Genomic DNA, 25,357 nt, shown 5'->3' on the forward strand with positions numbered 1-25,357 from the left:
ACTGAGTTACCCAGGTTAAATCCTGTCATCTGTTTGATAGGCTCCAGGTTCACTTCGCCCTGTTGGCGGCCAGAGGCGTTACTTGAGGGCTTTGACGAGCACCTTGGAGTTGCGGCCGCTTTTGTCGTATTTTTCGCGGCGGCTGGGTGGCAGGGCGGCTGGATCGGCCACGGTGTAGCCCATTTTCTCCTCGAAAAAGCGGAAGGCCTGGGTGCTGAGGGCCACGATGACGTCACTGCCGCGCTGCCGGGCGGTCTCCTCTGCAAAGGCGACGAGCTTGCGGCCGTGGTTTTTGTTTTTGTGACTGCGGCGCACGAAGAGGCAGGCGAGCTCGGCGATTTTGCGGCCTTCTTCTTCATAACTGTGCACGGCGACGCTGCCGATGGGGTGGCCATCGAGCTCGAGGACGAAGAAGTCTTTGATGCGTGACTGGATCTGATCCCGCGTGCGGGGCACGAGTGCGGCCTCATCCACGCTCTGCTGCATCATGGAGAGCAACTCGGGCACATCGGCGGCGCGGGCTTTGCGGATCTGCTGGTATTCATCTCCATGGATCATGGTGCCCACGCCTTCATTGCTGAAAAGCTCTGCGAGCAGGGCCTCATCCTGGGTGCCATCGACGATGTGCACGCGGGGCACGCCCTCCTGGCAGGCGAGCGCGGCGTAGCGCAGCTTTGATAGGAGGCTGATGTCGTGCTGGGGATCTTTTTTCCGATACATGTCGCGTGCATCGGCGACGGAGAGTTGCTCCAACCTGGTGCCATCTGCATGGCTGAGACCGCTCTCGGCCACAAAGATGACTTTCGCGGCCTGGAGTGCGATGGCGACCTCGACGGCGACGGCATCGCTATTGAGCCGAAGGGTGGCCCCTTTGCCGTCATAGCCCAAGGGGGGCAAAATGGGGATGATGTCCGCTTTGAGCAGCGCACGCAGGGTCTCTTCATCCACACGCTCGATGCGGCCGGTGTTTTCCAGATCGACGCCGTCGATGACGCCTGCGGGATGCACGGCGAGGGCATTGGTAATGGCCACGGGCATCTCCAGCGCGGTGAGATCTGCGGCGAGTTCACTGCACTGGCGCATGATGGCCTCTGTGGCGATCTCCAGGCCTGCGGCATCGGTGCGGCCCATGCCATCATCACTGGTGAGCGTGACGCCGCGCCGTGCGGCGAGGGCGCGGATCTGTGCCCGTGCGCCAAAGACGAGGACGACCTCGATATTGAGCGACTGGAGCACGGCCACATCCTGCAGCAGGCTGGTGAAGACCGACTGGCCCATGAGCGCACCATCAAAGGCGATCACGAACACACGCTGACGGAACTGCGGCACGTAGCGCAAGATGCCGCGCAGGTCTTCGAAACGCTGCGTGGGGCGTGTGGCAGGGGGCGGGCGGGCTGGTGTCGGTATTGTTCACGGATGGGCAGAAAGGCATATCATAGCACAATGAGGCCGAACTCATCCCAAACTTTTCCCCACCAGGAAAAAGCGCCGTTTTTAGCGCAGGGAGCTGACGCCTTTCTCCAGCCCAAAGAGCTGCTCCACCTCGGCATCGCTGAGGGCACGATCAAACACGGCCAAGTCGTCCATGTGGCCCACATAGGAGGCTCCGAGCACCAGGGCTACTTGCGCAGGGTCCCACGCGATGCTGAGATCCCAGCCTTCGATGCGGCCCTGGAGCTTGCCATTGAGGAAGAGGCTGCCACGCGGCTTCGCGGCCTTGTTGTTGGCGTTTTCGATGGTGATCACGGCATGCGTCCAGGCATCGCGGCTGAAGGGAGCCTTGGCGACCTGCACCATGGGGCGCTTCTCAAAGGGAATATCGGCCCACTGGATGTTGGTGGGATTCCAGATGTGAAATAAGGGGCGGATGGCATAGCGGAAGAAGCGTGGTGTCTCGTCCTTCGACCACTCCATGAAAATGAAGCCCTTTTTGCCATCATCCCCGACGATTTGCAGTGGATCGCAATAACCGGGCTCCAAGTCCTGATCCGGCGTGAGGCGCAGCCAGATGGAGACGGTGGTGCTCCAGCTCGCTGCGTTGTAGCCGAGGATGTCCACGCCGCTGAATTGCGGCCGGGTGGCACCTTTTTTCGGGAAATGCAGGCATGCGCCAAATTTCCCGCCGGCTGCATCGTGCTTCAGTTCCTCATTGAAGGCAGCAGGGACGAGTTCTTTGCCTTTTTTGACCACGCAGCTCTTGCTCCCACGGCTGTAGTCGGCATCCAGCCCACTGTCGAACGAGGCGTGAAACGCGAGGGCTGATTTCAGTGCTTCCTGGGCATGCAGTGAGCCGAGGAGGAGGAAAGAGAGAACGATCGTCTTCATCTGGAATAAGGTGGCGTGAGTGCCAGCCATAAACGCTGCGGGCTGGCAAAATCCTCACGCAGACCTGAATGAAACTCCACGGAGCTCAACGCCGCGGACGCACTTTGATCTCGACGCGGCGATTGATGCCCTGCTCCTCGACCGTGCCACCGGGGATGATGAGGCGGCTTTTTCCCATGCCGACGGCTTGCACGTGGTCATCGAGGCCCAGGGACTCGCGCAACCAGCTCACCACGGCCTCTGCACGGCGGATGCTGAGTTGGAGATTGTAGTCCTCTCCCCCGAAGCTGTCGGTGTGGCCTTCGATGATGAAGATGGAGTCTGGATTCTTCTGGATGAGGATGCCTAGCTTCATGAGGCTGAGGCGTGCCGTCTCTGCGAGCTGATCGCTGCCGTATTCAAAGAGCAAATCGGTCGGCATGAGGATGGGGGCCATGTTGCCACCGACGCGGCCGCCATTGCCACTGAGGATGTCATCGAGGTTGCTGAAGCCTTTCACTCGCGCATTGGCGGCGGTGGCGGTGCTCTGGCTCTTCACGGCATCGAGCAGCCCGGTGTCGATCTCGCCACCGAGTCCGGGCTCCAGGGCTCCAGCATCGAGGAGCATCTGTTTTTCCGAAACGGGCTTCATGAGCACCTCACGGCGCACGCTGGCCATTTCCGCCGCGAGGTTTGCCGTGGCCTCCGCCATGGATTCGGGCGCGGCGAGCATTTTGGCCAATTCGGAGCTCTGCTGGGCTCCAGGGGCACCATCGCCGGGATCATTGCGGCGGATGAAGTTGGTGATCTCCTTCACGCTGGGTGTGAGGTCGATTTCCTGATCTTTGGGCAGGTCCTGGATCATGTCATTGACATCGAGCTTGGGCTCGAAGGCCTTCACATCCGGCGTGCTGACGGGTCCGGTCTGTGTGACGGTCTCTGGGAGCTCCTGGATGGCTTTTTGATCACGCAGGAGGTTTTCATTGATGCGGATGCGCTCGGGCATTTTCGGTGGCGCATTCTTATCGAGTGCCGCGAAGCCCAGGGTATCAAAACCCACCACCAACAGCATGTGAAAGAGCACACTGAGAATGATGGCGAACATGGCCCACCATTTCAGGCTCCAATCATCGCGGGCACGATAAGCCGCACGGGAGCTGGGATTCCATTCGGAGCTGTGGGTCACGGCGGACATGAATTGAGGAGGGGCTGAGGCGCGGCGGAGAGTATCACGCCCGCTTTCGGTTCAAAGTTCAAAGTTACGGCTTTCTGTGACTGGATTCCGCTGAATGGCATTCACACGCTGCGACGTTCTAATGCCTGCACATCGCTCAAATCCTCCATCCCATACCATTATGAATGCTCTAAACCGCCGCTCCTTCCTCGCGACGACCACCGTCGCCGCCGCCTCCACCCTGCTCCACACGTCTGCTACACAGGCCGCCGGCATCGGCTTGACGCAGGAGCCCCTGCCGTATGCCCTAGAGGCGCTGGAACCGCATATCGACGCCGCCACGATGGGCATCCATCACGGCAAACACCACGCGGCTTATGTCAAAAACCTCGGTGATGCCCTCAAAGCGGCCAACAGCACCGAAACGGATGCCGTGAAGCTCATCTCGGACCTCTCCGCCGTGCCCGAGGCGCAGCGCATGCTCATCCGCAACAACGGCGGCGGCCATGTGAACCACACGTGGTTCTGGAAATGGATGGCACCAGCCGGGAGCGGCCCGAACGGCCCCGAGGGCAAGCTGGGTGAGGCGATTCAGAGCACCTTCACCAGCATCGACGCATTTAAGAAGCTCTTTGCAGAGGCTGGCGCAAAGCGCTTCGGCTCAGGCTGGGCCTGGCTCATCGTCGGCAAGGACGGCAAGCTCAAAGTCACCTCCACGCCCAATCAGGACAATCCGCTCATGAAAGGCATCTTCGAGCCCGAAATGCTCGGCACCCCGATCCTGGGCCTGGATGTGTGGGAACATGCCTACTACCTCAAATACCAGAACAAGCGCCCCGATTACATCACCGCATGGTGGAACGTGGTGAACTGGGCAGAGGTCGCCCGTGGCTACGAGGCCGCAAAAGCCTGATGTGATGCCAGCCAGTGCCTCCAGCGCCGGTTTGATCGAAATGCGGCTCATGGAGTTGAACCAGTTGTTCAACTCCATGGACCCATCTCCTTTCCACGAGCGTGATCTCGATCAGGACGCGGAGGAATTCATCGTGAGCTGGGCACAGGAGCACCCACGTCAGCATGAGCTACGACTCATCATCCATCTAGCGAGGGCACCCAGCAGCACGCCAGACCCACAGCGGCTCGTCAGTGAATCGCTCGCTCATTACTTCAACTACCGTGCGGACATGACGCTCCACAGCCTGAAGCGCCTCCTGCGTGAGGGGCGGACGGCGCTGCTCGTCGGCCTCACTTTCCTCATCACCTGCCAGCTCATGGCGACCATGCTACCGGCCGCCACAGGGGGCTGGCAATGGATGGCTCGTGAGGGACTCACCATCCTCGGCTGGGTGGCCATGTGGAAGCCGCTGGACATCTATCTCTACTGCTGGTGGCCGCTGATCGCTTCGCGGCGACTTTACAGGCGCCTCGCCATCATGCATGTCGAGGTGCGCTACCCCAGCACCGCCGCCACCTGAATTTTCCTTTTAGAATCTCGCTATGAAACACCTCATCTCGCTCATCCTCCTGCTCGCCACCGCTTTCGCACTCGCTGCAGAGCCTGTGAAGCACGTCCAAGCTGCGGAAGCCGCTAAACTCATCTCCGATGGCAAAATCACCGTACTCGATGTGCGCACCGCCGATGAATTCGGCGAAGGACACATCAAAGGAGCCAAAAACATCGACATCTTCGCAGACGATTTCGCTGCTCAACTCGGCAAGCTGGATAAAACCAAGCCCGTGCTGGTGCATTGTCAGTCCGGAGGTCGCAGCACGCGGTCTTTGGAGACTTTTGAGCAACTCGGCTTCAAGGACGTCACCCACCTCGATGGTGGATTCGCAGGCTGGAGCAAAGCCGGACTCCCCGTGGAGAAGTAAGCCTCAAAAACTCACGCCCGACGCATCGCCGTAGCCACGCGGTGCACCGTCTGTGTCAGCTCGCCTGCCTCATACGGCTTTGGCAGCACCCCCACGAAGCCACGCTCGAGGAAGACCATCTGCACATCCTCCGTCACGCTCCCGCTCGTGCACACGATGCGTGCATCGCGATCGAGTGCGAGGATCTCAGTCGCCGTCTCGGTGCCATTCATACCGCCACGTAGAGTGAGGTCCATCAGCACCACATCGGGCGGTGTACCGGTGCGGAAGAGGCTCTGGTAGATTTTCACGGCATCCTGGCCGTTGTCACACTCCACGCACTCGTAACCGCAGCGCTTCAGGATCATCTGCGCCACACGGCGGAGGTCATCTTCATCATCGACGATGAGGACGGTGCCTTTGCCATGTTTCAGCGGCACCGGAGCATTGCTCGTGGGGGTGGAGGACTTCTCACCACCCTCTGCCGCCGCCGGTAAAATAACACAGAATTCCGTGCCCACATTCGGCGTGGAATTCACACGGATGTCGCCACCCATCTCGTCGATGAAGCGCTTGCACGTCGTGAGGCCGATCCCGTTGCCATCCGCTTTCGTGGTGAAGGATTCACGGAAGAGTTTCTGCAAATTCTCCGGCGTGATGCCGCAGCCACGATCACGCACCGTGATCTCCACATGCATGCCGCCACGCAGACGCCCATCCCCCTGTGCAGGCACGATGATATTCCGAGCATCCACATCCATATAACCACCATGCGGCATCGCCTGGATGCCATTCATGACGAGGTTTTGCAGCACCTGACTGAGCTTGACGGGATCTGCCACCGCAGGGCGCAGCGTCTCCTCTGCATTCACCCGCACACGCACATTCGAGCCCGCACCTGCGAATTCCACCGTATCCTGCACCAGTGCCGCGATGTCTGTGGGCTCATTTTGGCGCGGACGAGCCTTACACGCCGTCACGACTTGGCTGGTGAACTGCTTGGCACGCTTCAAACCCGCAAAAATAAGCTGCAACTCCTGCCCGAGCGGCGATCCACCGTCCAACTGCGGCAACAACGCGGAAAGCCGCACAATCGCCGGACCGAGCAGATTATTCACATCATGCGTGATGCCCTGGGCCAGCGCCGCGAGATTCTCCTTCCGCAGGGAGAGAGACTGAGCATCCAAATCATCCACCGCAGATGCTGTCGCTGCCGCAGGCACCGCCGATGCAGAAGCCGTGGTAGGCACCGGAGAAAGCATCACGATGAACTTCAGCAACCGCCCCATATCTGTAAACACCGCACGAATCCGCCAAGTGCACAGCGTCGCGTCTGTATTGCCACCGAGAGACTGCACCGCAGCCTGACACTCCGCACAGCCCGCATTGGCCACCGCCAGATTCAGCGTCGCCATCACGCGAGCAGCATCCGCATCACTCGCGGCGATCTCCGCCAGCCCCATGCCACGTAGCCCCGTCTCATGACTGGCACGAGCAAGGATGATCGCAGGGGAATTGCTATAAATGATCTGCGGACCGATTTTCGGGTCCGTCACAGCCGTATCCACGATCATCACGCCTTCTGGAATCTGATCCAGCGAGGTGCGCAGGAAGAAATTGGCCGATTTGATCTGCTCCAAAGCCTGCTCCAGCGCCGAGTTGGCGAGAACAGACGTTGACTGATGAGAGGTTTCTTGGACGGGAGAAGTAATCATGGGAATATCCGCGAAATTCGCCCCTGTTTAGCCATTCCGAATAGTTAAGTAAATTTAAATTTTCGGATAAACCTTCTTTTTGACTCTCAATTATGATAAATGGAAGACACTCTACCCTTTGCTCCCCCAACCAACGAAAACGACCCACTTCAGCAAAATCCCAGCGATAAAAATCGGCCCCAATGCCTCGACTCGCATCATTCGCACAATTCACCTTGCCACATCGGACTTCTCATCTAGCATCCGCGCCCCTATGTCCAAAAACGCCGGTATCGCCAAGACGAGAAAAGCTTATTCCAAGCGGTTCAAAATAACTGCAACGGGTAAGGTGCTTCGCCGCAAACAAGGCAAGCGCCATATCCTGCAGAACAAGAGCCGTAAACGGAAGCGCAATCTCGGTAAAGTAGCCCTCGTGGCAGAAGTGGACGTCAAAGCCATCAAAGCGAACATGCCGTTCTCTCACCGCTAAGACGACCACACGGTTTCGCAGTCGAAACCACGATGTGAATGCCTGATCCCGCCCCGGTGGGATCTTCGACCAGGTGAGGCAGACCATCGCACCCCAAAACACAACAGCCTGATCATAGACAACGACACATGCCAAGAGCCACCAACGCCCCCGCCAGCAGAAAGCGCCGTAAGCGCGTGCTGGCAAAAGCCAAAGGATTCCGCGGATTTCGCAGCACGCACTTCCGCTATGCCAAGGACGCCGTCCGCAAGGCCGAAACCTACGCCACCCGCGACCGCAAGGCCAAGAAGCGCAGCTTCCGCAACCTCTGGGTCCAGCGCATCAATGCAGCCACCCGCCCCCTCGGCCTAAGCTACTCCCGATTTATGGAGGGCCTCAAAGCCGCCGGCATCACCCTCGATCGCAAAGTCCTCTCCGACCTCGCTATCAAGGACGCCGCTGCCATCGAAGCCCTCGTCCAGCAGGCCAAGTCTGCACTGGAACAAAAGGCCGCCGCTGCCCCGAAAGCGTAAGCGATCCTCAGCCAAGATTCGATCCCCCCGGACCGGAGCCTATCAGGCTCCGGTCTTTTTTTGTCCCCCTCGAAAATGGTTGCCCGAAAAGTGGGTTTCTGCTGCAATACGATGAACACCTAACCCACTTCCCCCTATGCACCGCTCACGAGCCCTCTGGTTCACCTTAGGTTTGGTCACCTTTGCCGCCTGGATGTTGGTAGGCCGCTTTGGTGGTGAAAATCATGGCACCGCCGCCTCTACACCTAAATCAAGGGGCAGAGAAACAGTGGCGAGCTACGTCGTGCAGCCTTCAAAACCTGTCTCTCAGGCATCCGGCACACCAGCGGCCTCAAGCCCGACGGGAGCGAGTGTGATTTCAAACGCCCCAAACGTCCAGGTGAGCACTCCACCACCTGCTCCAGCCAACACTGCTGCCAACATGGCGTCGTCAAACTTTAGCACGCTGCCGCCCGAGGCAATGAAGGCGGCGCTACTGAGCCAAAAACGCGATTTGAGCGATCCGAGGCAGCGTGAGGAGCTAGTGAGGCAGCTCAAAGCAATCGAGGATGCGGAATTGGCCTCCGCATACGCCAAAGCCCGGCAATTGGGGCTGCCCATCGAAGGTGACAAGCCAGGCGGCGGGCGTTTTGCACTGGTGGGCTTCGATGGTGATAGGCCGCTTTATCATGAGACAGGAAATGTGAACGCCGCGATCAGCACTGCGGCCAATTTGGTACGCTCCACCGCGCCCTACAACGTGGACGGCAATGGGTGGAAAATGGGACTATGGGAGGCCGGGGGCATCCCGCGGGTGACCCATCAGGAGTTTGGCTCACCGACAAAAGTCACCGTGCGAGACGGCTATACGATTGTCTCCGACCACGCGACGCATGTGGGAGGCACGCTCGCGGCATTGGGTGTGAATCCCTCGCTCAAAGGCATGGCACCTGGTTTGTTGATCGACGCCTATTCCTCTGGCAGCGAGATATCGGAGATGACCTCCGCAGGCGCGGCCTACGGCGGAGAGCCGGGGAAGATTTATGTCTCGAACCACTCCTACGGCTACGACATCGGCTGGGATGATGGGGTATGGGACGGCCTTTTCTCTGACAATGGGAACGCGGCGGATGACATCGAATCCTACTTCGGCCGCTACAACTCCAGCAGCGTGACCTTGGACGCGATGCTGGTGAACCTGCCGTACTACCTGCCTTTCTACTCCGCTGGAAACCAGCGCAACGACGGCCCACCAGCCACGGGAGCTGCCTGGACGCACAGCGTCACAGGCCTTAGCTACACCTACGATCCAGCGCAGCATCCGGCGGGCGATGGCGTGTATAAGTTGGGCTACGACAACCTAGACTACACGAAGACCTGCAAAAACATCATGTCCATCGGCGCGGTGAATGATGCGGTGAGCGGTGGGGTGCGCAGCACTGCGGCGGGCACGATTACCAGCTTCAGCTCCACCGGCCCGACCGATGACGGGCGCATCAAACCGGATGTGGTGGCCAATGGAGCTAGCTTGCTTTCCGCCAGTTATACCAGTGACACCGCCACCGTGAGCATGAGCGGCACCAGCATGTCAAGCCCGAATGCAGCGGGCTCGGCGATGCTACTGGTGGATTACTACGGCGACCGCTTCCCAGGCCAGTTCATGCGTGCGAGCACGCTGAAGGCGCTGATCATCCACACGGCGGATGACATTGGAAACCCCGGCCCGGACTACTTTTACGGCTGGGGCCTCATGAACACGAAAGCGGCAGCCGATCACATCAAGCGCCAGGCGGATAACGCGGGCTACAATGGCATGATCGAGGCTTCTTTGACCACGGCGGAGCCATCGGACACCTACTCCTTCACCTGGAATGGCAGTGACCCCATCCGCGTGACCCTTTGCTGGACGGATCCGGCAGGAACCCCGGTCAATGCACACGACGATCGGGCCAAAGACCTCATCAATGATCTGAATTTGAGCGTCGCTGGACCCGCTGGCAGTACGCACCTTCCTTTCGTCATGCCGTATGTCGGCGACTGGACGAATGCGAAGCTCTCCGCCAACGCCACGACGGGTGTGAACACGGTGGACAATGTGGAGCAGGTGCTCGTGACCACGCCGCCCGCCACAGGTCTTTACACGGTCACGGTCAATCACGCGGGATCGCTCACTGGCGGAGCGCAGAATTACTCGCTGATCATCTCTGGCCAGAGTACCGACTCGCTCGGTGTCTCGCCGGGGGATTCATTCCTCGCCACAGGTCCAGCAGGTGGTCCGTTCACGCCTGCGAGCAAGGAGTACACGCTCTCGAATCTCGGCGGCAACTCGTTGAACTGGACGGCGACCGCCAACCAGACTTGGCTTAGTCTTTCCACCGCCAGCGGCACACTGAATGTGGGCGAAAGCATCGCCGTGACCGCTAGCATCACTAGTGCAGCCAACAGCCTGCCGGGTGGCAATCACAACGCTACACTCACCTTCACGAACACCACCAGCGGCTCCATCAGCACGCGGGGAGCTGTGCTCAGCGCTGGGCGAAATTTCCTGAGCTTCAATTTGGACACGAACCCAGGCTGGACGACCACCGGTCAGTGGGCCTTTGGCACTCCAGGCGGCACCGGGGGCGATCCTGCGGCGGCGAAGACCGGCACGAATGTTTATGGTTACAATCTGGCGGGCGCTTACACCGACTCTATGCCTGCCTACTCTCTCACCACGACAGCGCTGAACTGCACAGGTAAAGAAAACATCAGCCTCGGCTTTTGGCGCTGGCTGGGCATGGAATCCTCCAGCTTCGACCAAGCGAGCGTGCAGGTGAGCAAGGACGGCACGAGCTGGACCACCGTCTGGAGTCACAGCGGGAGCAGTTTCACGGACACGTCCTGGACCTACTTTGAATATGACATCTCTGCCGTAGCCGATGACCAGCCCACGGTCTTTGTGCGCTGGGTGATCGGCCCCACGGACGGCAGCGTCACCTACGCGGGCTGGAACCTCGACGACATCGTTTTGCTCGGCGACACCATCCCGCCCCGGCCGGAGATCGTCGTGCATGACGGGGCGAGCACCACCGCGCCGCAGATCACGGATGAGCAGGCGGAGGTTGTTGATTTCGGCTTCACGGCGGCAGGCACACCCGTCACCCGCAGCTTCACCATCGCCAATACAGGCACTCTGGGGCTTACCGTGAGTTCCATCACCGCCCCGGCGGGCTTCACCGTGCTCGGTGCGCCCGCCAGCGTGGCCGCCGGAGCCAGCAGCACCTTCCAGGTCCGCTTTGATGCGAATCTGCCAGGCGTCATCGAGAGCAGCGTGATCATCACCAGCAATGACGCGGATGAGAGTAGTTTTGATTTCCCGGTAAAGGCCGCTGTGGACCAGCCGGAGATCGCCTTGGATCTCAATGGTAGCCCCATCACCGACGGGCAGTCCCAAATCGTGGACTACCTGGCCACCACTCAGGGCAGCGGCGTTACCCGCAGCTTCACCATCGCGAATCTCGGTGTGAACGTGCTCAGCATCAGCTCCATCACCGCGCCCTCCGGCTACACGGTGCTGGGTGCCCCTGCCAGTGTGGCCGCAGGAAATGCAGCCACCTTCCAAATCCGACTGAATGCAGCGACAGCGGGCATTTTCAACGGCAGCGTCGTCATCGCCAGCGATGACCCGGACGAGGCCAGCTTTGACTTCCCCGTGCGCGGCACCGTCATCACTGGTGCGGTGCAGCCAGGGGCGGTGGATACCACGTTCGCAGGCACGGGCAGGGCGACGGCGGGTCTCGGAGTAAGTTCACTCTACGCCTACGCGTTAGCAGTGCAGCCGGATGGCAAGACGGTGGCTGCGGGCAGAGCCTACAACGGCTCGAACAACGACTTCATTGTCGTGAGATTCAACACCGATGGCAGTCTCGACTCCAGTTTCGGAGCGGGAGGCCATGTCATCACTCCTGTGGGCACTGGAACTGACGAGGCTCACAAAATTCTCGTGCTGCCTGACGGAAAGCTCCTCGTCGGCGGCGAAGGCAGCGGGGATTTTGCTCTGGTGCGCTACAACAGCGACGGCACCCTGGACACCACCTTTGACGGGGATGGCATCCTGGTCACTCCCGTGCTCGCAAGCACTGACTATATCCGTGACATGATGTTTCAGCCGGATGGGAAGCTCCTTGCCATCGGCGCTGCATACAACGGCACGAACTACGACTTCGCGGCCGTGCGCTTCAACACAGACTACACCCTCGACACGAGCTTTGACACCGATGGAAAGGCCACCGTGGCCGTCGCCACCGGAAGCGAGTATGCCGAGGGCGTGGCGCTCCAGGCAGACGGTAAAATCATCCTCGCCGGTTACGGCAATAATGGCACGAACGACGACTTCGCCATGGCACGGCTCACCTCCGCAGGTGCGCTAGATACCACCTTCACCGCCACGGGCAAGTTTCTCACCGCCATCGGCACCAGCACAGACCAAGGCAGGGCCGTTGTCATCCAGCCGGACGGGAAGATCGTCGTCGCCGGCAGTGCATTCAATCTCGGCATGACCCTCGTGCGCTATAATTCTGATGGCACGCTGGACACCAGCTTCGACACGGATGGGAAAGTGACCACCATTGTCTCTACCAGCAATTTCGGAGGAGCGACGAGCCTCGCCCTGCTGCCGGACGGAAAACTGCTTGCTGGAGGCAATGGATACGCCACTTCCACGAACGGCATAGATTTCGCAATCGTCTGTTACCAAGCAAACGGCGCTCTGGACACTACCTACGGACCCTCCGGTAACGGCATGTCGCTGATACCCGCCACCAGTAGCAACAACAACAGCGACTGGTCCGAGGCCATGGTCGTGCATGCGGACGGCAGCGCCACGCTGGCGGGATACTCCTACACCATCTACCAGCGTTACGATCTGGTGGTCGCGCGTCTGAACGCAGGCGGGGTGGCGGACACCTCTTTCGCTGAAGATGGCACCGTCGTATTCAATCCGCTTGCCAGTTCCGCCGACTTTGGCTTTGGCCTGGCTTTGAAGCCCGATGGCACGGTCACGCTCGCAGGATACTCCTACACGGGCGTGTCGGATGATTTCTCTGCCGCCCAGTGGCTGGCAGATGGCACGGCAAGCACTGCCTTTGGCACGGTGGGCAATGCGTGGCTCACGGGTTCTGTTTTAACAGAGCGCAGCTACGCGGCAGCCTCTCAGCCAGATGGCAAAATCATCCTGGGTGGCTACATCACCAACACCAACAACGACTTCCAGCTCCTACGCTTGAACACCAATGGCACGCTGGACACGTCTTTCGACACGGATGGCCGTGTCAGCACCACCATCGGCAGTGGTTCGGAGATCGCCCGTGCTCTCATCGTGCAGCCGGATGGGAAAATCATCGCCGCAGGCTACAGCAGCAATGGCACGAATGATGACTTCGCCCTCGTGCGCTACAACACCAACGGCAGCCTCGATACGACCTTTGACACGGATGGCAAAGTGACGAGCGCCATCGACACCAGCACGGATCAGGCTTTTTCTGCGCTACGACAAGCAGATGGCAAAATCGTGGTGGCTGGCTCGGCGGTCGTTTCTGGCACGGACTTCGCCGTGGCCCGCTACAACAGCAATGGCAGCCTCGACACCACCTTTGACACCGACGGGAAGGCCACCTTCACCATGGGCACCAGCACGGATGTGGCCTACGGCATCACGCAGCAGCGGAATGGCAAGCTCATCCTCGGCGGGGATGCCAGCAATGACTTCGGCCTGCTTCGCCTGAATGCGAATGGCAGCCTCGACAGCACCTTCGGCGTCAACGGCCGCGCCATCACGGCGGTGGGCACCGCCACGGACACCTGCTACGCCATCGCTGTGCAGCCGGATGACAAAATCATCGCAGTGGGCCGCACCTACAACGGCACAAACTACGACATCGCCGTGCTGCGCTACACGGCGGATGGCAGGCGGGACACCAGCTTCGGCACGGGCGGCAAAATCATCGCCGCACCGGGCACGGGTGATGATTATGCCAATGCGGTGGCGCTGCAAAGTGACGGCAGCATCGTCGTTGGCGGCTACACCTACCAGGGCACGAATCCCGAGTTCCTTGTGATGCGTTTCGTGGGTGACTCACTCCAGCCGGAGCTCGCATTGTTCGACGGAGACACCTCGCTGGCACCTGTTTTGACCGACGGGCAGCCCACCGCGGTCGATTTCGGCTCCACCGGCACCGGATCGGCCATCACACACGATTTCACGATCTCGAACCCCGGCACCTCGGACCTAGTTTTGACCTCCATCACGGCTCCGGCGGGTTTTAGCGTGCAAAATGCGCCCTCGCTCGTTTCCGCCGGTGGAGAGGCCACTTTCCAAATTCAGCTCACTGCGGCCTCTGCGGGCTTTTTCAGCGGAAACGTGATCTTGAGCAGCAACGACGCGGATGAGGCCAGTTTCGAGTTTCCGGTGCGTGGTGGTGTGGATGTGCCGGAGATCGCTTTGAGTGCCGATGGGCAAAGTGTGGCCGACGGGCAGGCTTTGCCGGTTTCCTTCCGCTCCACGCCGCAGGGTTCGCCCGTGACGCGGAGTTTTGTCATTGAAAACACGGGTTTGGCAGCCCTGAGCATCACCTCCATCACTCCGCCCGCTGGTTTCACCGTCCAAAATGCTCCCACCAGTATCCCCGCCAGCTCCAGCGCCGTTTTCCAGGTCACCCTCACCGCAGCAACATCTGGCAGTTTTGCCGGAAACGTGGTCATCGCCAGCAACGACGCGGACGAGGCCAGCTTCGAGGCGCCGGTGGCGAGCGTGGTGACAGCCACAGCTCTCGCCTCCGGCCAGCCGGACCCGTCCTTCAGAGGGGATGGCTTCGCTCCCACGGGCTTTGGTGGTGCTAATGATGAAGCCTATGCCACTCTCGCCCTCAGCGATGGAAAGACCCTCATCGGCGGCAGTGCCTACATGGGCGGGGACTACGAGTTCTTCCTCGCCCGCCTGAACGTAGATGGCACGCTGGACCGCACTTTCGGCAATGCGGGCATCGTCACCACCCGCGTGGGCACGAGCAGTGACCGCATCTACAGCCTCGCTCGCCAGCCAGACGGCAAGATCCTCGCCGGGGGCTACACCTATAACGGCAGCAACTACGATTTCGCCCTCGTGCGCTATCTCGCGGACGGCAGCCTCGACTCCTCGTTTGATACCGATGGCATCGTCACCACCTCGATCGGGGCATCCGACGACTATGGCTGGAAAGCACTCGTACAGGGAGACGGAAAAATCATCCTCGCCGGCCAGGCATTTAATGGCAGCAATATCGACTTCGCACTCGCCCGTTACACCAGCGCCGGCACGCTCGATACCACCTTTGGCACGGGCGGGAAAGTGATCACCCCCATCGGCACTGGCACCGAGATCGCCTATACCGCCGCCTTGCAGGGAGACGGCAAGATCATCCTCGCTGGCTATACCGCGATGACGAACGATGACTTCGCCCTCGTGCGCTACAACACGGACGGCACCCTGGACACCACCTTCGACACGGATGGCAAGGTTACCACCACCATCGGAACGGGCACGGACCGCATCCACGACATGCTCATCCAACCGGACGGCAAAATCCTCGTCGGCGGCTACATGGTGGGATCAGATTTCGCCCTCGCCCGCTACAATGCAAATGGCAGCCTCGACACCACCTTCGACACGGATGGCAAAGTCACCACGCCTATCGGCACGGGCACGGATCGCATTTACGGCATCGCGCTCCAGAGTGACGACAAGATCGTCGCAGCGGGCTACTCCATCACCACCGGCACGGCGGATGACTTCGCCATCGCCCGTTATACTTCCACCGGAGCGCTGGACACCTCCTTTGACACAGACGGGAAGCGGGTGCTGCCGCTCGCTGCGGGAAACAACATAGATGTGGCCCGCGCCGTGGCCCTGCACGCCGATGGCAGCATCGTGCTGGCAGGCTATGCCTCCAATGGCAACGACACCGACGTGGCCGTCACCCGCCTGGAGGCAGACGGCAGCACCCGCAGCACCTTTGGCTCGTCTGGAGTCGCTCTCCTCAATCTCGGTCAAGGCGCCGACTACGGCTTCGCCATGGCGATCCAGCCGGATCAAAAAATCATCGCCGCTGGCTACATCTATCAGGGGAACAATGACGACGTCACCGCCGCCCGTTTCCTCCCAGACGGCACGCTAGACACCAGTTACGGCACCGCCGGGAAGACCCTCACCCGCGTGGGCATCAGCGCGGAGCGTGCCTATGGCGTGGCCGTGCAGCCGGATGGTAAGATCGTCTTCGGCGGCTATGCCAGCATCAGCAGCTCAGACGACTTCATGGTCATGCGCCAGAACGCGGACGGCACGCCGGACACCAGCTTTGGCAACAATGGCAGCGCCACCACCACCATCGGCACCGGGACCGAGCAGGGCCGCGCCCTTTTGCTGCAAGGCGACGGACGCATCGTGCTGGCAGGCTATTCCAGCAACGGCAGCAATGATGACTACGCCCTAGCCCGGTACAATGCAGACGGCAGCCTCGATGGCACCTTTGGCACGGGAGGGAAAGTCACCACCACCGCCACGGTGGGTACAGATCGCCTCTACGCCATCGCGGCCTACTCAGGCGGGCGCATCCTCGTCGCTGGCGAGACGCGAAACGCTGGCAACACGAGCACCGACTTTGGCCTCGCCCGCTACAATGCGAATGGCACGCTCGACACCAGCTTTGGCACAGGCGGACTCGTCACCTTGACTCCAGCGAGCAACTCCGAGTATGTGTATGCGCTCCAAGTGCTCCCCGACGGCAAAATCCTCGCCGCTGGTGAAGCCAACGTCGATGCCGCCATCGTCCGCCTCAATCCCAATGGCAGCTACGACCCCTCTTTCGGCTCCGGCGGCAAGGCCATCGTGCCTGTCCTCGCCAGCACGGACACGATCTACGGCATCGCCCTCCAGCCAGACGGCAAAATCGTCGCCACGGGCCGCACCTGGAACGGCAGCAACTACGACATCGCCGTGCTCCGCTTCCTCGAAAACGGCCTGCTCGACAGCAGCTTCGATGGCGATGGCAAGCTCGTCATCCCCTACGGCCCAGGCACTGACTATGGCTATGCTATCGCAGTGCAAAACGACGGTGCCATCGTCATCACCGGCTACACGGTGAATCCAGGCAGCGACACCCAGATGCTCGTGCTGCGCCTCCTGCCGGATTCCCTCGTGCCAGAAATCACCGTCGCAGACCAGATCACCCTGCCAGCCACGCCGCTGACAGACGGGCAAGCCGCTGTACTCGACTTCGGAGCGGTGCCAACCGGATCGCCAGTCACACGCGGCTTCCTCTTCACCAATCCAGGCAGCGCAGACCTCGTGATCAACTCCATCACGGCTCCTGCTGGCTTCAGCGTTCTCGGAGTGCCGTTCATCGTGACTGCGGGAGGCATCGCCACCTTCCAAATCCGCCTGGATGCCTCCAGCACCGGCTTTTTCAGCGGCAGCGTCGTCATCACCAGCAATGACGCAGACGAGGCCACCTTTGATTTCCCTGTCCGCGGCAGCGTGGATGCGCCAGAGATCGCGGTGAGCCTCGACGGTGCCACTTTGGCCGATGCGCAGAACTCGCCAGTGAATTTGCGCTCCACACTCACCGGCAGCCCGGTCATCCGCAGCTTCACCATCTCCAATGCGGGCTTCTCCAGCCTCACCATCAGCTCCATCACGGCTCCAGCAGGCTTCACGGTGCTCAATGCACCCACAAGCATCGCCAGCAGTTCCAGCGCTGTTTTCCAACTGCGCCTCGATGCGGCATCAGCAGGACTTTTCAGCGGAAATCTCGTCATCGCCAGCAATGACAGCGACGAGGCATCCTTCGAGATTCCCGTCACAGGCAGTGTGCAGGCCGTTTTGCCGCCTCCAGGCCAGCTCGATACCGGATTCGGCTCCGGAGGCCAGGTGACACACGGCATTGCCACCGCCCAGGATCACTACTACAGCGTCGCCCAGCAGGCTGATGGCAAAATCATCGCCGCAGGCCGCACCTACACTGGCGGACGGATAAGTTACGATGTGCTAGTCACCCGCTGGAACACCGATGGCACACCGGACATCACCTTTGGCAGCGGCGGAGCCGTGATCTATGATGTGAATGGCAATAGCGACACCGCCAACAGCGTGCTCGAGCAGCCGGATGGCAAAATCATCGTCGCTGGCATCGCCAACAATGGCACAAACGATGACATGTTTGCAGTCCGCTTGCAGACCAACGGGGCGTTGGACAACAGTTTCAGTGGTGATGGCAAGGTCATCGTTGCCCCGACCACCAGCTTCGACTCCTGCAACACAGCTTCTATCCAGGCAGATGGGAAGATCATCATTGCTGGACACGGCTTGTTCCAGTCGGGTTCCCTCTTCAATTACGACATGGTGGCCGTGCGGTTCACGTCTTCCGGAGAACTCGATATGACCTTTGACTCTGACGGCATCTTGAGCGTCTCTGTGAGTTCCACAACGGACTTTTGTTACTCCTCAACCGTTCAAACAGACGGGAAAATCATTCTGGCCGGGATGTCCAACAACGGCAGTAACGATGACTTCTCTCTTGTTCGTCTTAACGTCAATGGCTCACTAGATACCACATTTGACACTGACGGGAAGGTCACGACAACCATAGGCACTAGCACCGACACAATCCGACAAATACAACTCCAGAACGACGGCAAAATCGTCGCCGCAGGCTATGCCAACATGCCCAGTGTGGGCGACGACTTCGCCCTCGCCCGCTACAACAGCGATGGCAGCCTCGACACCAGCTTCGATACTGATGGCAAGGTCACCACCACCTTTGGCACCTCCACCGATTGGGCCTACGGCTTGGATATTCAAAGCGACGGCAAAATCCTCACCACCGGCATCACCAGGAACGGCACGAACTACGACATCGCCCTCGCACGCCACACCACGACAGGTGCATTGGACACCACGCTCGACTCCGATGGCAAGGCCACCTTTCCCATCGGAACTGGCTCCGACTATGGACGTGCGATCAAAGCTCTCGCCGATGGGCGCATCGCCATTGCAGGGTTCGCTGCCGCCTCACGCGATGATGATGCAGTCCTGCTCGTCATCACCGCCGCTGGAGCCCTCGACACCACCTTCGGCGGCTCTGGAATCCTCAGCAATGACTTCGCCGTGAGCTTCGATGCTGGCTACGCCATGGCCATGTTGCCTGACGACCGCATATTCATCACTGGAAACAGCAATTCAGGCTCCAGCAGCGACTTCCATCTCACCCGCTTTCTCTCGGATGGCACCGCTGATACCAGCGTGCCGCCGGACGGCATCACCCGCGTCCCCGTCGGCACCAACACCGACATACCGTACGCCATCGCCGTGCAGCCAGATGGCAAAACAGTCCTCGCAGGCTATTCATTAGCCACAAACAACGACATCAGCGTCATTCGCTTGAATACGGACGGCACGCTCGACAGCACCTTTGGTAGCGGAGGCAAATTTTTCCTCGGCATCGGTAGTGGGGAGGACATCGCCCGTGCCATCGCCTTGCAGCCAGACGGCAAAATCCTCGTCGGCGGTTACACGAACAACGGCAGCAACGACGACATCGCCCTCGTGCGCTTGAACGCGAACGGCACGCTCGACGCCACCTTCGGCACCACAGGCATCGTCACCATGGCCTTCGGGGTGGATACCGACCGCTGCTGGTCCATGACACTCCAGCCAGACGGCAAAATCCTCCTCGGCTGCCAGACCTCCACCGGCACGCTCGATGACTTCGCCCTCGCTCGCTACAACAGCAACGGCACGCTCGACACCACCTTCGGCACTGGCGGCAAGGTCGTCAGCTCCCTCAGCACGCTCGACGACATCGCCTACACCATCCAGCTCCTCCCCGATGGCAAAATCCTCCTCGGCGGCTGGGCATCCAATGGCTCCGATGGCGAGCTCACCATCGCCCGCTATCTCGCCAACGGCTCGCTCGACACCACCTTTGGCACCAGCGGCAAAACCATGGTGCAGACCTCCGCTAGTTATTTAGAGGTCATCTATGACCTCGCCTTGCAGCCAGACGGACGCATCCTCGCCACCGGCTACCGCAGCAACAGCACCGACAATGACATCGTCACCATCCGCCTGCTCGCCAATGGCATGCTCGACACCACCTTCGGCACCAGCGGCGTCTCCATCGTCAATCCCGCCCCTGGTCGCGATCAATACGCCTACGGCATCGCCACCCAGAGCGATGGCAGCATCATCGTCGGTGGCTGGGGCTACATCGGCAATGACGGCCAGGTCATCCTCCTCCGCTACACACCGGATACCCTCGCGCCCGAGATCGTCGTGCATGACGGTGCCACCACCGCCGCGCCACAGCTCGCCGACGGACAAAGCACCGCCATCGACTTCGGCATCACCACGACCAGCACGCCCGTCACCCGCAGCTTCACCGTGCAAAATACCGGCACCGCCGATCTGCTGCTGTCCAGCATCACACCGCCTGCAGGCTACACGCTGCAAACCGCTCTGCCCGCCTCGACACTCGCCCCGAGTGACAGTTACAGCATCCAAACCCGCCTCGATGCCGCCGGCGCAGGCACCTTCAGCGGCACCTTGAGCCTCGGCAGCAACGACGCAGACGAATCCTCCTTCGATCTCCCCCTTATCGGCCTTGTCGTCGAAAGCGCCCCCTATCAAACCTGGGCCACCGGTGCGGGTCTAAGTGCAGTTAACGGAGCACCGAACGCCAATCCCCTCGGCGATGGCATTTCTAACCTCCTCAAATATGCCTTCGATCTCAATCCAACTGCCGTGGACCTCCATATTCTCACTCCCGCCACAGGCACGAGCGGACTACCCACCGTCGAACGGACTGGCAGCGGCGCTAGTACCGTCTTCCGCATCGAATTCATCCGCCGCATCTCTGGCGGCATCACCTATCTTCCGCAAAAATCCAATGACCTGAACATCTGGTCGCCCATCACTACCACGCCCACAGTGACCCCCATTTCCCCCGGCTGGGAACGCGTCCTCATCGAAGAACCCGCTGATCCCGCCTTAGTGAACAAGATATTCAGCCGCGTCCGCGTCACGCAGCCATAAATCCACTGGCAGAGGAGCCCGAGTTCAGGCATGGAAACCACCCCGTTCCATGCTTTCCCAACTCGATTCCCTCAAAACCGATGCCCTCGCCGCGCTCGAAGCCGCGCAGGATGAAACCACGCTCGAAGCCGTGCGCGTGAACTTCCTCGGCAAAAAAGGCAGCGTCACCGCTCTCAGCCAGGGCATGAAAGACGTGCCCGTCAATCAGAAGAAGGAAGTCGGTGCCAAACTCAACGACGTGCGCACCGCCATCACTGACGGTATCGAGTCGAAGAAGCTCGCGCTCCAAGCCGCACTGGACGCAAAGGCAGTCGAAGGCATCGACATCACGCTTCCCGGTCGCCCAGGCACTGGAAACGGCGCTTTGCACCCACTCACGCAGATCCGCGATCTCGCCATCCGCACGCTGCGTCGCCTCGGCTTCATTTTGGCCGAAGGACCGGAGATCGAGACCGAATTCCACTGTTTCGATGCTCTCAACACGCCTGCCGATCATCCGGCGCGGAATGAAAAAGACACCTTCTACCTCCCCGATGGCCGCCTGCTCCGCACGCACACCTCCAGCGTGCAAATCCGCACCATGGAAGCCGCGAAGTCGCTCCCCATCCGCATCATCGCCCCCGGCGCCGCCTATCGTCGCGATGAGATCGACGCCACGCACCTGAGCGTCTTCAACCAACTCGAAGGCCTCTACGTTTCCAACGACGTGAGCCTCGCCGACCTCAAAGGCACGCTCGAAGCCTTCTTCCGCGAGATCTTCGGCCCCAACACCGCCGTGCGCTTCCGCCCGCACTTCTTCCCGTTCACCGAGCCGAGCTTCGAGATCGATGTGAAACTCGAAGCGAAGGGCAAAGACGCCCGCTGGATCGAAATCGCCGGCTGCGGCATGGTCGATCCCGCCGTCTTCACCGCCGTGAACAAGAGCCGCGGCGACAATCTCTTCGATCCCGAGACCACCACCGGCTTCGCCTTCGGCCTCGGCCTCGACCGCCTCGCGATGATCCTTCACAGCATCACCGACATCCGTCACCTCATCGAAAACGACGTCCGCTTTCTTGGACAGTTTGCGGCATAAAGAGGCTCTTTTTGACAGGATTAACAGGATGGCAGGATTATACAGGATTTCTTTTTGATCGTTGAAAGTCCGACATGATTGCGCAGCCAACAAACGATCCTCTTTCCCCGTCGCGCCTTCGATTAACACCGCGTTAATCCTGCATAATCCTGAAAATCCTGTTAATCCTGTCCAAACACTATCCTCTCCCCCATGACTCTCGACGAACTCACCCATCAAGTGATCGGCATGTCGATGGACATCCATCGCGAGCTTGGCGCCGGGTTTCTGGAATCCGTCTATCATCGAGCACTTGAAATCGAACTCGCAGCAGCAGGCATCCACTTTGAGTCAAACATCCCGCTGAATGTTTTCTACAAAACCAAACTGGTCGGCAAATTTGAGGCGGACATGGTCATCACGGTCGGAAACATCCGGCTTCTTATCGAACTCAAGTCCTGCGAGGCCATCACCAAAGCCCCTGATGCTCAAACCGTGAACTACCTAGCCGCCACCGGCATCGACGACGGACTCATCATCAATTTCGGAGCCAAAAGCCTCGATTGGCGTCACAAATACCGCCTCTACAAAAAACGCACGGCATGAACACTCGAACGCTCTTTTTGACAGGATTCACAAGATTACAGGATTATGCAGGATTTCTCCGCTGCCCTTTGAATGCACGTCACCTCTTCAATACCCAGCCCAATGACTTCCTTTCGCCACCTCGTCCTCGAATCACATCGCGTTAATCCTGCATAATCCTGAAAATCCTGTTAATCCTGTCCAAACCAGCCCTCTTTCCACGTCATGCAAGTCTCCCTCTCCTGGCTCAGCACTCATCTCGATCTCAGCAGCTACACCGTTCCGCAGCTCTCTGACCTGCTCACCTTCGCCGGTGTTGAGGTCGAAGGCATCGAAGAACGCGGCGTGACCACCGACAAGGTCGTCGTAGCGCAGATCGACTCCTTTGTGCAGCATCCAAATGCCGACAAACTCAGCGTCTGCCAGGTCAACGACGGCAGCGGCACCGCTCGTCAGATCGTCTGCGGCGCGAAGAACTTCAAAGCGGGCGACAAAGTTCCTCTCGCACTCCCCGGAGCCGTTTTGCCCGGCGGATTCACCATCAAAGAAGGCAAACTGCGCGATGTGGCCAGCCTGGGCATGATGTGCAGCGGCAAAGAACTCGGCCTTGGCGACGATCACGCCGGTTTGCTCATCATGGCCGCCGATTCGCCCATCGGCACGCTCTTCAACCAGCTCAATCCTGCCGACGTGCTCTTCGATCTCGAGATCACGCCGAACCGCCCCGACCTCCTCAGCCACCTCGGCCTCGCCCGCGAGCCTCTGCGCCCTCACCGGCATCCCGCTCAAAGGCCAACGCGATTACACCGCGACAAAAACGAAAGCAGCCGCCTCCGACATCAAACTCGAAGCCAAAGACGCCTGCCCGCTTTACACCGCACGAATCATCAAAGGCGTCAAAGTCGGCCCCAGCCCGGAATGGCTGCGCCGTCGCCTCGAGAGCATCGGCCTACGTCCCATCAACAGCATCGTGGACATCACGAACTACGTCATGATGGAGATGGGCCAGTCGCTGCATTGCTTTGACCTCGACAAGCTCAGCGGCTCCATCGTCGTGCGCCAAGCCACCGACGGTGAAAAATTCCTCGCCCTCGATTCGCAAACCTACACGCTACAAACCGACGACCTCGTCATCGCCGATCAAAAGCGTGCCGTCGCCATCGCCGGCGTCATGGGCGGTGAAGAAACCGGCGTCACCGAAGCCACCACCAACGTGCTCCTCGAAGCCGCGTGGTTCACGCCTTCCAACATCCGCCGCACCTCCCGCCGACTCGGCCTCAGCAGCGACAGCAGCTACCGCTTCGAGCGCGGCATCGACCCTCAACAAGTCCAAGGTGCCTCCGAACTCGCCACCAAACTCATCCTCGAAATCGCCGGAGGCACCGCGGAGGATGTTTTGCTCGTCGCAGGCGAAACACCCGTTTTGACCTCCGAAATCACGCTCGACGATGACCGCGCCCGCAAGCTCCTCGGCACGCCCGATCTCTCCAGCGACGAAATCCGCTCCATTCTGACCAAACTCGGCCTCACGCTCGAAAACGGCCGCTGGACCGTCCCCAGCTACCGCGCCGACCTCCAGCGCCCCGTCGATCTCATCGAGGAAATCGCCCGCGTCATCGGCCTCGACCGCGTTCCATCGAAAATGACCGCCGTCGCTGTCCCCAGCGATGCCACGGATCGCGCTTACGACTTCGCCATGACCATCCGTCAGGCCTTGGTCAATCGCGGCTGCTTTGAAGCGCAAACGCTGCGCCTCGTCGCCGACGCTCAACTCGCCGACACCCTCGGCGGCGGCACCGGCGTCGCCGTGAAAAATCCGCTCAGCGAAGACCACACCACGCTGCGCCCCAGCATCATCCCCGGCCTCATCGCCACCGCCGCGCTGAACATCCGCCAAGGCGCCGACCGCCTGCGCTTCTTCGAACTCGGCCGAGTGTTCCTGAAGCTCCCGAATGGTGGCAGCCGCGAAGAAGAACGCCTCGCCATCCTCATCAGCGGCCCCGTCAGCCCATCGAGCTGGCACGCCCGCACCCCGCAGGCTGCCGACATCCATGAGCTCATGGGCATCATTCAAAACCTGCCCGGCCTCAGCCGCGTCAGCATCGAGCCGAAAGCCGTCAAAGAATCCCCCGCGAACTTCCTGCTCACCAGCGAACTCCGCGCCGGCAATCGCAACCTCGGCTGGATCGCCCAACTGCATCCCTCCCGCGCCCGCGACATCAGCGCCCGTCATCCTGTCTATGTCGCCGAGCTGCTCCTCAGCGCCCTGCGCCAAGGCAGCACCGGCCCCGCGAAGTTTGAAGAACTCCCGCGCTTCCCCGGCATGACCCGCGACGTCGCCATGGAAGTCCCGGCCGACCTCCCGCACGCCAAAGTCGCCGCCTTCTTCGCCAGCCAGAAAGAGCCCCTCTTCATCGCCAGCGAAGTCTTCGACGTCTTCACCGACCCCACCGGCCAAAAGATCGCCAAGGATCGCAAATCCATCGCCTGGACCCTCACCTACCGCAGCCCCGAAAAGACCCTCGAAACCGCCGAAGTCGATGCCGCCCACCAGCGCATCCTCGCCGCGCTGGAGAAAGCCCTGCCTGCGACGGTGCGGAGATAGT

At 60.4% G+C, this 25,357-nt stretch carries 14 protein-coding genes; 10 read left to right on the top strand and 4 right to left on the bottom strand.

Going from position 1 to position 25,357, the window contains the following annotated elements; translation table 11 throughout:
• Positions 1-78: 78 nt before the first annotated feature.
• From argA to IPK32_12540, 3 genes are all read right to left on the bottom strand, one after another.
• Positions 79-1,338 (bottom strand): amino-acid N-acetyltransferase, encoded by a 1,260-nt coding sequence (gene argA / locus IPK32_12530; GenBank protein MBK8092776.1) that lies wholly within the window; start codon positions 1,336-1,338, stop codon positions 79-81.
• Between the two features lie 156 nt (positions 1,339-1,494).
• Positions 1,495-2,325: a LamG domain-containing protein gene (locus IPK32_12535; GenBank protein MBK8092777.1), complete on the bottom strand. Its 831-nt coding sequence runs from the start codon at positions 2,323-2,325 to the stop codon at positions 1,495-1,497.
• A gap of 85 nt (positions 2,326-2,410) precedes the next feature.
• Positions 2,411-3,499, bottom strand: a complete 1,089-nt coding sequence (locus tag IPK32_12540; protein ID MBK8092778.1) for an OmpA family protein — start codon at positions 3,497-3,499, stop codon at positions 2,411-2,413.
• Between the two features lie 253 nt (positions 3,500-3,752).
• Here IPK32_12540 and IPK32_12545 point away from each other — a divergent pair, with 253 nt between their 5' ends.
• The 3 genes from IPK32_12545 to IPK32_12555 are packed head-to-tail and all read left to right on the top strand — an operon-like array spanning position 3,753 to position 5,353.
• Entirely contained in the window at positions 3,753-4,391 is a 639-nt protein-coding gene (locus IPK32_12545; protein ID MBK8092779.1) for a superoxide dismutase, read from the top strand.
• A 4-nt stretch (positions 4,392-4,395) separates the two neighbouring features.
• Positions 4,396-4,953, top strand: a complete 558-nt coding sequence (locus IPK32_12550; protein MBK8092780.1) for a hypothetical protein — start codon at positions 4,396-4,398, stop codon at positions 4,951-4,953.
• A 22-nt stretch (positions 4,954-4,975) separates the two neighbouring features.
• Complete coding sequence (locus tag IPK32_12555; protein ID MBK8092781.1) at positions 4,976-5,353, top strand: rhodanese-like domain-containing protein; 378 nt, start codon at positions 4,976-4,978, stop codon at positions 5,351-5,353.
• Positions 5,354-5,364: 11 nt separating this feature from the next.
• Here the strand turns inward: IPK32_12555 and IPK32_12560 are convergent, their stop codons facing one another.
• The gene (locus IPK32_12560; protein ID MBK8092782.1) at positions 5,365-7,047 is read right to left on the bottom strand and encodes a response regulator; all 1,683 of its coding nucleotides are present in this window, start codon (positions 7,045-7,047) and stop codon (positions 5,365-5,367) included.
• Positions 7,048-7,300: 253 nt separating this feature from the next.
• Between IPK32_12560 and rpmI the strand changes: the two genes are divergently transcribed.
• The 7 genes from rpmI (at position 7,301) to pheT (ending at position 25,356) form a co-directional block, all read left to right on the top strand.
• Entirely contained in the window at positions 7,301-7,516 is a 216-nt protein-coding gene (gene rpmI / locus IPK32_12565) for a 50S ribosomal protein L35 (protein ID MBK8092783.1), read from the top strand.
• A gap of 128 nt (positions 7,517-7,644) precedes the next feature.
• The gene (rplT, locus tag IPK32_12570) at positions 7,645-8,028 is read left to right on the top strand and encodes a 50S ribosomal protein L20 (protein MBK8092784.1); all 384 of its coding nucleotides are present in this window, start codon (positions 7,645-7,647) and stop codon (positions 8,026-8,028) included.
• A 136-nt stretch (positions 8,029-8,164) separates the two neighbouring features.
• Entirely contained in the window at positions 8,165-21,112 is a 12,948-nt protein-coding gene (locus tag IPK32_12575) for a choice-of-anchor D domain-containing protein (GenBank protein MBK8092785.1), read from the top strand.
• A gap of 49 nt (positions 21,113-21,161) precedes the next feature.
• Complete coding sequence (pheS, locus tag IPK32_12580; protein MBK8092786.1) at positions 21,162-22,187, top strand: phenylalanine--tRNA ligase subunit alpha; 1,026 nt, start codon at positions 21,162-21,164, stop codon at positions 22,185-22,187.
• A 192-nt stretch (positions 22,188-22,379) separates the two neighbouring features.
• Entirely contained in the window at positions 22,380-22,772 is a 393-nt protein-coding gene (locus tag IPK32_12585) for a GxxExxY protein (protein ID MBK8092787.1), read from the top strand.
• A gap of 204 nt (positions 22,773-22,976) precedes the next feature.
• A complete protein-coding gene (locus IPK32_12590; GenBank protein ID MBK8092788.1) occupies positions 22,977-23,777 on the top strand; it encodes a hypothetical protein in 801 nt (266 codons plus the stop codon).
• Complete coding sequence (pheT, locus tag IPK32_12595; protein MBK8092789.1) at positions 23,722-25,356, top strand: phenylalanine--tRNA ligase subunit beta; 1,635 nt, start codon at positions 23,722-23,724, stop codon at positions 25,354-25,356. The genes IPK32_12590 and pheT overlap by 56 nt, the downstream gene beginning before the upstream one ends.
• The last annotated feature ends 1 nt before the right edge of the window (position 25,357 follow it).

This window comes from Verrucomicrobiaceae bacterium (assembly GCA_016713035.1).
Lineage (GTDB): Bacteria > Verrucomicrobiota > Verrucomicrobiia > Verrucomicrobiales > Verrucomicrobiaceae > Prosthecobacter.